A 13708-nucleotide genomic window follows, 5' to 3' on the forward strand; every position below is an offset into this window, starting at 1 on the left:
TCCGATTGTGCCGATAGGCGACCTTCGATATTTTTAGGCCCCCGCCCGTATCTTTGCGAGCGTGGGCCTATTTTATTAGGTGCCTTGAATGATCAAGCTAACGCGATTGGGAGGGCATCCATTCGTACTGAATGCGGAATTGATTCAGTATGTGGAAGCTAATCCAGACACATTTATCACATTAACTACCGGCGATCGTATGGTTGTCGCAGAGTCGCTGGATGATGTGCTAGCACGCGCGATCCGGTACCAACAAGCGAAATTTCTGGCTCCTGCGGGACCAGTGACACCTGCCTAAACGGCATAACGTGGGCAAAGCGTAGTTTATGGACATCGCGTCGGTAATAGGGCTGATCGCCGCATTTGGGTTGATTCTCACCGCGATTCTGATTGCGCCCGGGTCCTCGTTGGCGGCGTTCATTGACGCGCCCTCGATTCTGGTCGTCTGCGGCGGCGCGGTCGCGGCCTGCATGATGGCGTTTCCGCTGAAATCGATCGTCAGTTCGCCGATGGCGCTGAAGGTCTGCTTTCTGAACAAACCGACCGACGTCGTCGCGTTGATCAAAGAAATCGTCAGTCTGGCCGAAACCGCGCGGCGCGACGGTCTATTGGCGCTGGAAGGCCGCATCGCCGAAATCAGCAATCCCTTTATTATTGTGGGGATTCAAATGGCGGTCGACGGCGCGCGCCCTGACGTCATTGAGGATCTCTTACGAACCGAAATCGACGCCGTCGCGACGCGGCATCGCGACACGAAAGCAATATACGACCAGATGGGGCGTTTCGCACCGGCTTACGGCATGATCGGCACGCTGCTTGGCCTGATTATCATGTTGGGCAATATGAGCGATCCGTCCTCGATCGGTTCTGGGATGGCGGTCGCTTTGTTGACCACGCTCTATGGGGCGATCGTCTCGAACTGCGTCTTTCTGCCGTTTGCCGAAAAGCTCTCGTTTTTGAACAAGCAAGAGTTGCTGACGATGGAAATCATCGTCCGCGGCATTATGGCGATTCAGTCAGGCGAGAACCCGCGGGTGATCGAACAAAAACTGCGCACCTTCCTGCCGCCGGCCGCACGTAAGAAATCGGAAGAGGCCAAATAATGGGCGATGACGATGACGCAGTAGGTATCCCTGAATGGGTTGTGACCTTTGGCGATATGATGTCGCTGCTGTTGACCTTCTTCATCATGTTGGTCTCGATGAGCGAGATCAAAAAAGAAGAACACTTCCAAGCTTTGGTCGAATCCTTTCGCCGCCAGTTTGGCCATGACGACTCGATGAATAGTGTCGTCGCCGGCACCGCGCAGCCGCGCAACTCTCACTTGTCGAACCTGGCGACCATGGGACGCGCCAAGCGTTTTAGCACGCAGGAGGGGGGCGACAAAGTAAAAGCCCCCGTCGGCGACAGCCCGCAAGTGCGGATCATACGCCCTGGCTCGAGCACGGCAGTCGGCACGGTGATTTACTTCAGCGGCGAGTCGGCCAAGCTGACCGACGAAATGAAGCGTGATTTGCAGGCCCAAGCGCAAGAGTTCGGCGGCAAGCCGCAGAAGATCGAGATTCGCGGACATGCGGCGCCCAAGCCGTTGGCGCCGGGCGCTCCGTTTGTGGATCACTATGACCTGGGATACGAACGTTGTCGGGCGGTGATGGATTTTTTGGTGTCGCTGGGGATAGATCCACGGCGAATACGGATTTCAACGGCTGGAAAGAACGAACCGATTCATATAGGCACCGATCCGTTAAAATCGAAACAAAACCCCCGCGTCGAGGTGTTTTTGCTCGACGAAGTCGTTGATGACCTGGTTGGATCAGGAGCCGAACAGTCGCAGCGTATCACCAACGGCGGACCGACTGGGGATACAAAGCCATAGCGCAAAACGCATGCTAGGCTTGGGTTGAAGAGAGAGTTTTTTCAACCCCTTAGTCACAGAGTTCGGCGGTTATGGCTGAATCAACGCCCAATAGCTCCGGTGGGCCTTCGCTGATGACCAAGCTCAAGATATTGGGCGCGGTGTTGGCGCTTGTTGGCCTGGAATGCATGCTTGCTTACTTCGTCATTCCCTCGCCGGAAGATGTGATTGAAGCGGCGGAAATGCGAGCGCGACAGCACACAGCCACCGAGCCGGATGTGGAAGATCTAACGGCGGTTTCCGATAAAGCGACCGTTGAAGTGGATCTGAAAAACTTTGGAATCACCGCCTATCAGCCGTTGGCCAATACGACGCTCCGGATCGACTTTCATCTGTATGCGATGGTGAACGCCGAGAATCAAGGAGAATTTGAGACGCTGATTGAGCAGAACGAACATCGCTTTCGCGAGCAGGTGCTCGTCACGCTTCGAAGTTCCGAAGTCAGCGACCTGACCGATCCAGGTTTGGGCTTGCTTAAGCGCAAGATTTTAGAGAAAACAAATCGCATTCTGGGGAAACCCCTCGTTAAATCAGTCATTTTCAGCGACTACTCCTTTATCGAGCAGTAGCGAACTGAAAGCATTTCGGAACGGATTCCGATGAGCGACGATCAAATTGGGCAGGACGAAATCGAAGAGCTGTTGCGCCAAGCGTCAACCGGAAAGCTCGAAGCGTCCAGCGAAGCGAAACCTGCAGCGGCTGATATCGAGTCGCTGGGTCAGAACGAAATCGAAGCGCTGCTGGCAGGCGCCGGAGGAGGCGGATCCGCCGCTTCTAGTTCGGCCGCCAAGCCTGCACATGCCGCAGCGACGGCCGCTCCGGCAATGCCGCGCGGTACGAGCGATGATGGCATGGACCCGAATGATATCGAATTTCTGCTGAATCAAGCCCAAGCGGCGCTCGCTTCGCTTGATTCGCCTGCCGAGATGGCGACTGACGCCCAGTTGTTTCAACTCCGCGATTTCGGCGGCGCTCCGGCTAGCACTAGCAAAACCACGATCGATCTGGTTCGCGACGTTGAGCTGGACGTCAAGATTGAGCTGGGGCGGACCAACATGTATCTGGAAGACGTCCTCAAGATGAACAAGGGCTCGGTCGTTTCGCTCGACAAGCTGGCCGGGGATCCTGTCGATATCTACGTGAATGGGCGGATGATCGCTCGCGGCGAAGTGCTGGTCCTCAACGACAACTTCTGCGTTCGCATCGCCGAATTGATTGTCGGGGATGGAATCGAATAAACGCAGCGGTCGAGTCGAGCGAAAGATGCTGCGACCGAGATGCGAACGCTAGCAGGTGAAAACGAGCTGGCGATTCGCCTTGTAATGCGGGCCCCCCGCTTCTATGATCTGCGGGCCGATTGAGCTGGGAGCGGACTTCCCTACTTCTTGGATCGGCGAAAGCATGCGAACGGCTTGAGCCTTTTTTCAAAAAGCGAGTGCAAGGATGCACGCGATTACCTTGTTTCTAGCGCTGGCGACCGTCGCAGCGGATGGATCGTCCGGCCAGATGGTCAACGGTCACGCCGCCGTTACGGCCAATCAACCATTTTCAGCGCGCGTTGTTGAAGATGCGCCGATGTCGCAACCGCCCAGCCGACAGGCTTCGCCGGCGGCAGTCGCGTTAGCGCCTCCTGGCGAAGCGATCCCACTGCCGAAGCGGACCGAGAAAGCGAGTTCGCCTGCCAGTTCGATGTTGCCTTCCACCGAATCGAAACAACGCACGGCGACGATTGTCGCGAGTCTGATGCTGGTCGTCGGATTGTTTTTAATCTTCGCGTGGGCGGGCAAAAAGAAAATGCCGACCGCCAACTCTCGTCTGCCGCAAGAAGTAGTCCAGGTGCTCGGCCGCACGCAATTGCAAGGTCGCCAACAATTGCAGTTAGTGCGTGTTGGCAATCGCTTGTTGTTGTTGTCGGTAACGCCGCATGGCGCCGAAACGTTGACCGAAATCTCGGATCCGCTGGAAGTCGAATCGCTGTTGGTTCATCTGCGGCAAAAGGGAGGAGGCAACATGTCTGCGTCTTTCCAGGACGTACTGCAAAAAATGGGCGGCGAACCGGCCCGTGGATTTTTGGAGGCGTAGTCATGACCGGATCATGCAAGTTGAATTGGATCTGCTTCGCGCTGCTGTGGCTGGCGATATCGGCGTCTCCTGTCTGGGCGCAAATGTCGGCGACGCAAGTCTCGACGCTCGGCGAACCAACGCTCGATATCTCGGCCGAGTCGTCGCTCGATGCGCCGGTCTCAGAAGAAGCCTCCGATCTGGCCGACTTCGTTAAAGGGGGCCCCGACCAATGGACGAGCCCCGGCGGATTGGTCAGCACCATTCAGATTATGGTGCTGCTGACGGTGCTCAGTCTGGCGCCAGCGATCTTGTTGATGACGACCGGCTTCATTCGCATCATCATTGTGCTTGGTCTGTTGCGCCAAGCGCTGGGAACGCAGCAGCTGCCCCCGAGTCAGGTTGTCACCGCAATCGCGTTGTTCATGACGATCCTGCTGATGTACCCGACCTGGCAAGAGGTGTACGAAGAGAGCGTAGGACCTTACACCCGCGAAGAGGTAAACCCCGATACCGGTCAGCAGTACAAGCTGTTCGCGGTGGAAGATCCGGCCACCGGCGAGATGGGACCTGACGAAGCATGGGAAAAAGGGACGAAACCGATTCGATATTTCATGAGCAAGCAGATTGATATCGCCGGCAACAGCGACGACGTCTGGATGTTCTTCGAGTTCCTACCTCAAGGGACGAAAGATGAAATCGGCGAACCGCAGTCGTACGACGATGTGCCGCTGCAGGCGCTGATTCCGGCGTTTATCCTCAGTGAACTGAAGACCGCGTTTCTGATCGGTTTTCAAATCTATCTGCCGTTTTTGATTCTCGATATTGTCGTCGCCAGTATCACGATTTCGATGGGGATGATGATGTTGCCGCCGGTGATGATTTCGCTGCCGTTCAAGCTGTTGTTGTTCGTGCTGGTCGACGGTTGGACGTTGGTCGTCGGCATGTTGTTGCAAAGTTTCGCCACCACGATTTAACGAAAAACGGAAATCCGTCATGGATGTAACAACGACAGTTGACCTGACCCGCGAAGCGATGATGGTCGCGCTTTGGATCGCGGCGCCTGCTTTGGTGACCGGCATGCTTGTCGGTCTGGCAATCGGTTTGCTACAGGCGCTGACGCAAATTCAAGATCAGACGGTCGCTTTCGTCCCCAAATTGTTGGCCATGGCGACCGCGATGTTGTTCGCACTGCCGTGGGTGCTGGAGCGATTGATGGTCTATACCGAAACCTTAGTGACGCATATTCCCGATCGTTTGATGGGAGGTTAGTTGCGTGAACCGAGTGGGTCCGGGTTAACGTGGATAGCTTGCCCCTTTTAGAACCGACGCTCCATCAGCTGTTTATCTTCGTCACGGTGTTGACGCGGGTAAGCGGCATGTTAGCGACTGCGCCGATGTTCGGCTCAAACTATGCTCCGGCCAAGGTCAAAGCCTTTCTGGCGGTCACGATCTCGATGATGATCACCGGGCTCTTCTGGGGAGAGAAATTTCCCCAGCCGGATCACTGGATGAGTTATCTGGTCATCTTGGGAGGCGAGTTGTTTATCGGCATCTCGTTTGGTCTTGGCGTTCGCATCTTATTCGCCGGCGTCCAAATCACCGGGCAAATGCTCGGTCAGATCGGCGGATTGTCGGTCGCCGACGCGTTCAATCCGGCGTTTGACGAAAGCGTGCCGATGTTGGCGGTGCTGTTTGACATGGTCGTGGTCGCGATGTTCTTTTGTCTGGGTGGACACCGCTTCATGATCGGCGCGTTGCTCTCTACGTTTGCAGACGTGCCGCCTGGAGTGGGGCTCGCTTCGCCGGAAGTCGTGCACGTTTTGGTGTCGACGCTGTCGATCAGTTTTATGTTGGGAGTTCAAGCGGCGGCGCCAGGCACCGTGGCGCTGTTGATCGGCGTCTTGGTGATGGGCTTGATCAGCCGCACGCTGCCGCAGTTGAATCTGATCGCCGTCGGGTTCAGTTTGAACACGATGTTGCTGATGATTTTTGTCTTTCTGTCGGTCGGCTCGATGGGCTGGTTGTTTCAGGATCAATTGGAGCCGACGGTCAATTCGATCCGCGACCTGGTTATCAATCGTACGGTAGCGTTTCCGAAATAAAAGTGAAACATGGCCGAGCAGGATGATGACAAATCAGAAGATCCGACCCAGCACCGCCGCGACGAGGCGCGCAAGCAAGGTCAGATCACCAAAAGCCAAGATCTGATTTCGGCCGGCATGCTGGTGATCGCGCTGGGCGTGATCATGTATTTCTCCCAGTCGCTCTTTCACTTCTTTGGCGACTTTACTCGCGATAAGTTGAGCGTCCCGCCGCCGCTGGAGATTAGTTTCGGCTGGGCGATGAACGAGAACGCAACTGCGGTCTGGCGATTGGCGGCCGTGATGACGCCGATCTTGCTGCTGATGTTTGTCGCGGCGATTGCGCTCAACTTGATGCAGACCGGTTTTTTGTTTCTGCCAGACAAGTTGTCATTCGATATCAAGCGGATCAACCCAATGTCAGGCTTTGGGCGGTTGTTTGCGTTGGCCAACTTTGTGAAATTCGGTTTCGGCATCATCAAAGTGCTGATCGTTTCGACGGTCGCTGCGGTCAGCTTGTATTACGACATGCCGACCATCCTGGGACTCTCCGAACTCTCGGCTGGAGAGATTGCCAGCTTTCTGCTCTCCACGGCGTTTTGGACATCGATGAAGATCGCCGCTGCGCTGTTGATTTTGGCGCTGATGGACTATGCCTTTCAGTGGTGGAAGCATGAGCAAGATCTGAAGATGACCAAGCAGGAAGTTCGCGAAGAAATGAAGTCGCTGCAAGGCGACCCGGCGCTGATCGCGCGACGTCGCCAGGTAGCGCGGCAGTTGGCGATGAACCGGATGTCGACCGACGTTCCCAAAGCCGACTTTGTAGTGACCAACCCGACCGAGTTGGCAATCGCGCTGAAGTACGATCCCTACAAGATGGCGGCCCCCATCGTCGTCGCCAAAGGCGCCGGATTGGTCGCTCAGCGAATTCGCCGGCTCGCGCTGGAAAGCAACATTCCGATCGTCGAACGAAAAGAACTTGCCCGGGCACTCTATCGCGACGCCGAAATCGACCAGGCGATCCCCGCCGAACAGTACGCGGCGGTCGCCGAAGTGCTCCGCTACGTCTACGATCTACAAGGCAAACACCTGCCGACGATGGACGATTTGAAAGAACACGATACGAAGAAGGCGGCGTAACGGGACCAGGAATCGCTCCCCGATAAAACGTGCTCACAACGTATGCCCCGCAATGGCGGCTTAGGCTTCCTTACGGCCACGCCAATGTTGGGAGGAGGTTACATCCTGCACGTCAGTCGAGTCAGCCAAAAATCGCTCCCATTTCCACCAAATCGGAATAAGATTCGCATGGTAGGCTATTCCGAATCGCCGACGCGGTCGCATGTCGAAATAGACACGTTGACACGCATGGTTTATGCGCATGTTTCGCAACTTTTGTAGGCAGCCAAGACTGACTTACGGAGCAGGACAGAGGATTTATGCCGGAAGCGGAATGGGAGCGGCTTGCCGCTGAGTCTCGTCATCAAAAGGGAGCGAATTGGAAACGCTGGGGACCCTATCTCTCGGAGCGACAATGGGGAACCGTCCGTGAGAGCGCCGCGGAGCAAGATCCCTGGCTGAATTTCACCCACGAAGAAGCGTTGTGGCGGACCTATCGGTGGGGGGAAGATGGGCTCATGGGGATCTGCGATCGCCAATGTCGCCTATGCTTTGGCTTGGCCCTCTGGAATGAGAAAGATCCCTTCCTCAAAGAGCGACTGTTTGGCCTGACCGGCCCCGAAGGGAACCATGGAGAGGATGTCAAAGAGGCGTACTACTATCTCGACTCGACGCCGACCCACTCTTACCTGAAGGGGCTCTACAAGTATCCTCAGGCTGAATATCCGTACGCACATTTGCGCAACGAAAATGCAAATCGGAATCGCCAGCAGCCCGAGTTTGAGCTGACCGATACCAAAATCTTTGACGAAGGCCGCTATTTCGACGTGCAGGTCGAGTACGCCAAAGCTTCGCCGGAAGATATTCTGATCAAGGTCACCATCAGTAATCGCGGCCCCGATGCGGCGCCGCTCCATTTCCTGCCGACCTGGTGGTACCGCAATACTTGGGCATGGGGACCGACGCTGGAGAAGCCGGAACAGAAGCCTGTTTTGACCAAGGTCGCCGCCGATGAACTGCTCGCCCAGCATGAGTCGCTGGGGGACTTTCAGATTTACGTCGATACCGGGCCTGACGGCGAACTCCCTGAGTGGCTCTTTACCGAAAACGAAACCAACTCTTGGCGATTTGAAGATCCCCAAAGCCGCCGACCATCCTGCAAAGATGCGTTTCATCTGGCGGTGGTCGATGGAATCGAAGGGGTTGTCAATCCCGATCCCACAGGCACCAAAGCGGCGGCCCATTTTAAGTGCGTGATTCCTGGCGGCGAGTCGGTTCAATTCCGCATGCGGATGTCCTCCCAAGAGGAACTGCCGGTCGCGCCGTTTGGCGCTGGGTTCGACGATGCGTTTGAAGAACGCGTGGAAGAGGCTGATCGCTACGCTAAATCGCTCGTCGCTCCGGGTCTGTCGCACGACGAAGAGATGGTCTTGCGCCAAGCCAACGCCGGATTGCTGTGGACCAAGCAGTTTTATCACTACGTGATTCCGCGCTGGCTAGAGAACAAGGGGAAAACGCCTGCGGAGCATGCCGATACGTCGCCAGGCAAACCAAGCAAACGGAACAGTGATTGGGGGCATCTCTACAATCGCAACATTATCTCGATGCCTGACAAGTGGGAATATCCGTGGTACGCCGCGTGGGATTCGGCGTTCCATTTGATTCCGTTCGCCAAGATTGATCCGACGTTCGCCAAAGATCAGGCAATCCTGTTCCTCCGCGAATGGTACATGCATCCCAATGGGCAGTTGCCGGCGTACGAATGGAACTTTAGCGACGTGAACCCGCCGGTTCACGCGTGGGCATGTTGGCGCGTGTATCAAATGACTGCCGCCAACGGCGATCGCGACCGCGTCTTCTTGGAGCGGGTCTTCCAAAAGCTGTTGCTCAATTTCACCTGGTGGGTCAATCGCAAAGATATCCGGGGCAAGCATGTCTTTAGCGGCGGATTTTTGGGGCTCGACAACGTCGGTATTTTCGATCGTTCCAAGCCGTTGCCGACCGGCGGGCACTTGGAGCAAGCGGACGGCACTGCGTGGATGGCCTATTTCTGTTCGAGCATGTTGTCGATCGCGTTTGAACTGGCCGACGGCAATCCCGCCTACGAAGATATGGCGTCGAAATTTTTCGAGCACTACGTTTCGATCGCTGAAGCGATGAACTCGCTGGACGGGACCGGACTGTGGGACGAGACCGACGGCTTCTATTACGATCATTTGCACATTGATGGTCGCAGCATTCCGCTCCGCATCCGTTCGATCGTCGGATTGATTCCGCTGCTGACGGTGGATGTGGTGTATGACCGGACGATGGAAAAGTTGCCTGCTTTCCGCAAACGCATGGATTGGTTCCTGAACTTTCGGCCTGACCTTGCCAAGTTCATGACCTACATGGAGTGCGATACTCAAGAGGACGGCGACGGGCGACGACTTTTGGCGATTCCAACCAAAGAACGCTTGCTGCGCATGTTGCGTTACTTGTTGGACGAGGATGAGTTCCTTTCCAACTACGGCATCCGCTCGCTCTCGAAGTATCACGAAGAGCATCCGTTTGAATATGAACTGAACGGCGAGCGTCTGTGCGTTCAGTATTTGCCTGCCGAATCGGACAGCGGCTTGTTTGGCGGCAATTCCAACTGGCGTGGCCCGATCTGGTTTCCGCTGAACTATCTGCTCATCGAAGCGCTCGAGCGTTACTACAAGTTCTACGGCAAGTCGCTGCGCGTCGAATGTCCAGCGCGCTCCGGCGTTTATATGGATCTGCAAGAAGTCGCCGATGAGATTCGCCGGCGATTGTCGAAGCTGTTCCTGGCCAATGCCGAAGGAGATCGCCCCAGCTATGCTCGCAGCGACATGCTGCTGAACGATCCCCACTGGCGCGACTTGGTGCTGTTTTACGAATATTTTGACGCCGAAACCGGCAAAGGTCTGGGCGCGAGTCATCAAACCGGCTGGACCGCGTTGATCTCGCCCATTTTGGGAACCTTGGCGGCGCGGCAAAGTGCGGCGTCTGATACGGATGCGGAGCAGGAAGAGCCTGCTTCGACTTCGAATCCAGCTTAGTGGTGCAGGCGGGGGAAGCAAACGCTGTTGAGTTGACGATTCTCGATCAACATCAATCGTTTGCGCAACCCGCCAGACGCACCATTGACCATTTATTTGCCGCTATTCAACTGCAGCGTCACTTCGTTTTCGACATCCGCTTCAACGATCGTACTCAGACCTGAGGTGGACGTGCTGATGTACTTTTTGGGCACCAGGTAAAGTTGCTTCGCATAGACAGGGCGTCCGCGGCCCGTATATTCGTGCTGATCTTCTTCGGCCGGGGGCGGCGTACTCGGATCGTCGATCGATTTAACGATGACGATCTGGTACTCGCCGGGGAAGACGCCATCGCCGACGCGCGCCGTTCCCATCTGGGCGACGCCGCTGACGTCGGTTCGGCCGGATGCGGAACGGCCTCCTTCGACCGGAGTAAAGACGACGGCGGCGTCTTCGACCGGAGCATCATCCAGAGTGACCGTCACCGTTGTTTTCGCGGCGCCGTCGAGAAGGACTTGGTTCGAGCAACCAACCACCAGGAAGGTCGTCAGGCACAGCCCGAAAATTCGTAGTGTGCTTGCCATGATATCTGCTCTTGTGAATGCCAAGATGGAGTGGATACGGTTCACTAGCAAGCGTCTGCCGGACGACGCATGTCTGACAGAACGCAAGGTTGACTGGGCGAAGCCTGGTTTACAAACCCGCTGCCGATTCTTGACCTGACTTGGATCCCATCGCGCCCCACACGCCATACGGCGAAGGGCCCGATTGCGGCGCCATTTTCGAGAGGTCGCCGGTGTCGATCGTTTCTGGAATGAACGATACCGAACCATCGCAGAAGACGGCGTTGGCGCCGCCGGGATGATAGCTGGATGCGGTAGTGATCGACTCTGACCAGTCGTTCGTTTTGCGGCTGCAACTCGGGGAGTTCGGCGCTAAGATAGTACAAAACCCTTGCAGGTTCACGGCGCCATCCGACCAACGACGCCCGTTGAAGTTGGCGGTCTCGGTGCTGGTGGGATACCTTTTTCCCAACGGACGCATCGCTTGGCAGATACCAGGATTGATGCCGTCTTGATCGTTGACGACCCAGGGAGAGCCGGTGACAACAATGCCGCCGATCAGGTTCTTTTCGTCGGTTCCCAGTCCCTTTTCGCCTAGCATCACCGTATTGCTGAGACCATCCGTGATCTTCTTGAAATTGCAATAGTTGTAGAACGAGAAGACGCCGCGCGACTCGTAGGCCTGATGGTCCAGCGAATAACGGCAGCAGTCGCCAATCGAGAAGGCGTAATTGGCGCTTCCCTTGCCGTCATATTTGTCCGGGTTGATCGCTTCTTCCGTTTCCGAAGGGCAAATTAGCTTCTGAACCTGAGTTTCAAAGGGTGCGAAATCTCTCCAGGGTCGCGGGCCGAACGAAGGCTCGACGCCGTCGCCGCTGGCGATGCGATCGTAGAGCGCTTTCTCTTCGATGAACGGCAAAATACCGATCCATCCGCTCAAGCGTTTTAGTTGATAGTCCGTTCCGCCGACGCGGGCCGGCAAAGCTCGATACGTATCGTGATAGTTGTGCATCGCCAACCCCAACTGTTTCAGTTGGTTCGAGCATGACATCCGGCGTGCCGCTTCCCGCGCTTGTTGCACCGCCGGCAGCAGCAACGCGATCAAGACGCCGATGATGGCGATCACTACCAACAATTCAACGAGCGTAAAAGCGTGTCGCTTTTTCATAGAGAACTCCTGAGGTGGGATTGCATGCAAGGGAGGAAATCGTTGAGGCGCCGATCGCACTCACTCTAGAGGCCGATGAAAAGTCTCACAACATTCGGGTTCCCGAATCATCTCGTCTAATGGGTTTTGAGGCGATTTTGGAAATGTTTTTCTAGGCCCCTAACGCGCGAAAGAGATCCGATATTCGTTGTCTAATTCCCCCGAATCTTCCTTGGCAACTGGGGGATGAGTCGTTACCGATGCGTGCGTAGAGACTCGAGTCCGTTGGTCAGCTGATTACAAACGCAATCTTCACAAATTCTTCATTTGAATGGCGAAAAAACGGAGCGCCCAATTGAGATTTCGCTAATCACAAGACACGCCTCGCATCGCGTGGGATTGTTCGATAATATCCAGAAAATAACAGCGGCGAACCAACTTGAATTGTCGCGGCCAAAGCTCGACGCCGCCGAGTGATGGCCCACTCCTGATCATTCACTTCAACAGTCCCATGGCGATCATCAACAAGGCGTTAATCGACTATCCATTTCTAGCGGACATGTATCTCGACGCGTACTTTCCTGAACATCTGGTCGACAAAGGGAAGGCGATCTTAGAAGACCTGTGCGAAACGATTGAGCGAAAGAAGCCCCAGTCGTTGGATGATCTCTACGAGTTAACGCATGCCGCGACCGAAGAGTTCAACGAACTGGCCGGCGAATTCGAAGAGGAAGATAGCGAAATCGAAACCGCCGCCAGAGACGCGATCGGCGCCGACTTCGCCACGATCGCGGAAGCGTACGGCTTTGACGCCGATCCAGAAGAATTGATCGCGCCGCGCGATTGGTAGGATTGGCCGACGAATTGGCGCCCGAACTTTCGACGCCAATTCGTCATGCCTCTTATTCGCTCAATGTTGCGACCAGTCGATTGAGATTCTGCTCTAGTCCGTCCCCGGAATAACTGCAGACATCCGCTCGCGTCTTGGCGTCTTCAAAGACCATGCACCAATCGATCCGACAACCTTCCTCCACTGGCGCCAGCGCCAGAATCGTTTGAAATTTTGGCGCCGCCAAGTGGTCAAACACGATCCGCGTCGGCTCGATGATTTCGACGAAACGGCTTTCGTTCGGATAGTCTGTCCCGTCGGGACCATGCATTAGAAACTTCCAATCCCCACCGGGTCGGAAGTCAAATTCATGAAACGTGTTGGTGAAACCGTCTGGTCCCCACCACCGCTCAAGTGATGATGGGGCGCGAAATGCTTGAAAGACTTCCGTAGGTGCGAAAGGGACCAGCCGAGTCGCTTCGATTTTTCGGTCGGCTGGGATGCTGTCTACGTCGTGTTGGTTCATAGTTAGAAGCTTCACCTTAAAAACTTAGTCATTCTTAACCGCAGCGTCCCGTTCAGCGATCAGCGCATTGACCGTTTCATCCGCCGGCCGAATCTCCCAAGGGCCGACTTTTGTGCCGGGGTGCTTAGACATCAGCGCGATCGCGTGGTTCATATCGCGGGCCTCTAACAGCAGAATGCCGCCTAGCGTTTCCTTGGTTTCTGCAAAGGGGCCATCGGTCACGTCGACCTTCCCTTCTTTCATCCGCAGGGTGACTGCGTTGCGAGCGGTATCGAGCGCTTCTCCGCCGAGAAAGTGACCGCCGCGGCGCAATTCGTCATCGTAGGCAAAGCACTCCTCCATCATCTTCTGCCAATGTTCTGGCGGGAAATCGGCAAATTTTGATTCGTCGATGTAACCTAAACAGACATATTTCACGGGGCG

At 55.7% G+C, this 13708-nt stretch carries 16 protein-coding genes; 12 read left to right on the top strand and 4 right to left on the bottom strand.

Annotated features, from left to right (window positions below; all coding sequences use genetic code 11):
- Window positions 1–88: 88 nt before the first annotated feature.
- From M4951_RS04995 to M4951_RS05045, 11 genes are all read left to right on the top strand, one after another.
- On the top strand, window positions 89–298 hold the full coding sequence (locus M4951_RS04995; RefSeq protein ID WP_262025379.1) for a flagellar FlbD family protein: 210 nt from the start codon (window positions 89–91) through the stop codon (window positions 296–298).
- Between the two features lie 28 nt (window positions 299–326).
- The gene (locus M4951_RS05000; RefSeq protein WP_262025380.1) at window positions 327–1103 is read left to right on the top strand and encodes a motility protein A; all 777 of its coding nucleotides are present in this window, start codon (window positions 327–329) and stop codon (window positions 1101–1103) included.
- Window positions 1103–1876: a flagellar motor protein MotB gene (locus tag M4951_RS05005; protein ID WP_262025381.1), complete on the top strand. Its 774-nt coding sequence runs from the start codon at window positions 1103–1105 to the stop codon at window positions 1874–1876. Before M4951_RS05000 ends, M4951_RS05005 begins: the two co-directional genes overlap by 1 nt.
- Window positions 1877–1947: 71 nt before the next feature.
- Window positions 1948–2484: a flagellar basal body-associated FliL family protein gene (locus M4951_RS05010; protein WP_262025382.1), complete on the top strand. Its 537-nt coding sequence runs from the start codon at window positions 1948–1950 to the stop codon at window positions 2482–2484.
- Between the two features lie 30 nt (window positions 2485–2514).
- A complete protein-coding gene (gene fliN, locus M4951_RS05015; RefSeq protein ID WP_262025383.1) occupies window positions 2515–3153 on the top strand; it encodes a flagellar motor switch protein FliN in 639 nt (212 codons plus the stop codon).
- Window positions 3154–3358: 205 nt separating this feature from the next.
- Window positions 3359–3997, top strand: a complete 639-nt coding sequence (locus M4951_RS05020; protein ID WP_262025384.1) for a FliO/MopB family protein — start codon at window positions 3359–3361, stop codon at window positions 3995–3997.
- A gap of 2 nt (window positions 3998–3999) precedes the next feature.
- Window positions 4000–4953: a flagellar type III secretion system pore protein FliP gene (locus M4951_RS05025; RefSeq protein ID WP_262025385.1), complete on the top strand. Its 954-nt coding sequence runs from the start codon at window positions 4000–4002 to the stop codon at window positions 4951–4953.
- 19 nt (window positions 4954–4972) lie between these two features.
- Entirely contained in the window at window positions 4973–5248 is a 276-nt protein-coding gene (locus M4951_RS05030; RefSeq protein ID WP_262025386.1) for a flagellar biosynthetic protein FliQ, read from the top strand.
- A gap of 38 nt (window positions 5249–5286) precedes the next feature.
- The gene (locus tag M4951_RS05035; RefSeq protein ID WP_262025387.1) at window positions 5287–6081 is read left to right on the top strand and encodes a flagellar biosynthetic protein FliR; all 795 of its coding nucleotides are present in this window, start codon (window positions 5287–5289) and stop codon (window positions 6079–6081) included.
- A 9-nt stretch (window positions 6082–6090) separates the two neighbouring features.
- Window positions 6091–7200, top strand: coding sequence for a flagellar biosynthesis protein FlhB (gene flhB, locus M4951_RS05040; protein ID WP_262025388.1), 1110 nt, complete (start codon window positions 6091–6093; stop codon window positions 7198–7200).
- A gap of 299 nt (window positions 7201–7499) precedes the next feature.
- On the top strand, window positions 7500–10241 hold the full coding sequence (locus tag M4951_RS05045; protein ID WP_262025389.1) for an MGH1-like glycoside hydrolase domain-containing protein: 2742 nt from the start codon (window positions 7500–7502) through the stop codon (window positions 10239–10241).
- A gap of 92 nt (window positions 10242–10333) precedes the next feature.
- Here the strand turns inward: M4951_RS05045 and M4951_RS05050 are convergent, their stop codons facing one another.
- Entirely contained in the window at window positions 10334–10804 is a 471-nt protein-coding gene (locus M4951_RS05050) for an Ig-like domain-containing protein (protein WP_262025390.1), read from the bottom strand.
- 109 nt (window positions 10805–10913) lie between these two features.
- Complete coding sequence (locus tag M4951_RS05055) at window positions 10914–11951, bottom strand: DUF1559 domain-containing protein (RefSeq protein WP_262025391.1); 1038 nt, start codon at window positions 11949–11951, stop codon at window positions 10914–10916.
- 418 nt (window positions 11952–12369) lie between these two features.
- Between M4951_RS05055 and M4951_RS05060 the strand changes: the two genes are divergently transcribed.
- Window positions 12370–12780, top strand: coding sequence for a DUF5713 family protein (locus M4951_RS05060; RefSeq protein WP_262025392.1), 411 nt, complete (start codon window positions 12370–12372; stop codon window positions 12778–12780).
- Between the two features lie 52 nt (window positions 12781–12832).
- On the opposite strand, the gene M4951_RS05065 is transcribed toward M4951_RS05060, so the two are convergent.
- Complete coding sequence (locus tag M4951_RS05065; protein WP_262025393.1) at window positions 12833–13285, bottom strand: SRPBCC domain-containing protein; 453 nt, start codon at window positions 13283–13285, stop codon at window positions 12833–12835.
- A gap of 24 nt (window positions 13286–13309) precedes the next feature.
- Entirely contained in the window at window positions 13310–13702 is a 393-nt protein-coding gene (locus M4951_RS05070) for a YciI family protein (protein WP_262025394.1), read from the bottom strand.
- Window positions 13703–13708 lie beyond the last annotated feature (6 nt).

The sequence above is a fragment of the Blastopirellula sp. J2-11 genome (assembly GCF_024584705.1).
GTDB lineage: Bacteria > Planctomycetota > Planctomycetia > Pirellulales > Pirellulaceae > Blastopirellula.

Bases quoted from the DNA above. Each gene is read 5' to 3' on its own strand.
- M4951_RS04995 (WP_262025379.1), top strand. From the start codon at position 89: ATGATCAAGCTAACGCGATTGGGAGGGCATCCATTCGTACTGAATGCG.
- M4951_RS05000 (WP_262025380.1), top strand. From the start codon at position 327: ATGGACATCGCGTCGGTAATAGGGCTGATCGCCGCATTTGGGTTGATT.
- M4951_RS05005 (WP_262025381.1), top strand. From the start codon at position 1,103: ATGGGCGATGACGATGACGCAGTAGGTATCCCTGAATGGGTTGTGACC.
- M4951_RS05010 (WP_262025382.1), top strand. From the start codon at position 1,948: ATGGCTGAATCAACGCCCAATAGCTCCGGTGGGCCTTCGCTGATGACC.
- fliN (WP_262025383.1), top strand. From the start codon at position 2,515: ATGAGCGACGATCAAATTGGGCAGGACGAAATCGAAGAGCTGTTGCGC.
- M4951_RS05020 (WP_262025384.1), top strand. From the start codon at position 3,359: ATGCACGCGATTACCTTGTTTCTAGCGCTGGCGACCGTCGCAGCGGAT.
- M4951_RS05025 (WP_262025385.1), top strand. From the start codon at position 4,000: ATGACCGGATCATGCAAGTTGAATTGGATCTGCTTCGCGCTGCTGTGG.
- M4951_RS05030 (WP_262025386.1), top strand. From the start codon at position 4,973: ATGGATGTAACAACGACAGTTGACCTGACCCGCGAAGCGATGATGGTC.
- flhB (WP_262025388.1), top strand. From the start codon at position 6,091: ATGGCCGAGCAGGATGATGACAAATCAGAAGATCCGACCCAGCACCGC.
- M4951_RS05045 (WP_262025389.1), top strand. From the start codon at position 7,500: ATGCCGGAAGCGGAATGGGAGCGGCTTGCCGCTGAGTCTCGTCATCAA.
- M4951_RS05050 (WP_262025390.1), bottom strand. From the start codon at position 10,804: ATGGCAAGCACACTACGAATTTTCGGGCTGTGCCTGACGACCTTCCTG.
- M4951_RS05055 (WP_262025391.1), bottom strand. From the start codon at position 11,951: ATGAAAAAGCGACACGCTTTTACGCTCGTTGAATTGTTGGTAGTGATC.
- M4951_RS05065 (WP_262025393.1), bottom strand. From the start codon at position 13,285: ATGAACCAACACGACGTAGACAGCATCCCAGCCGACCGAAAAATCGAA.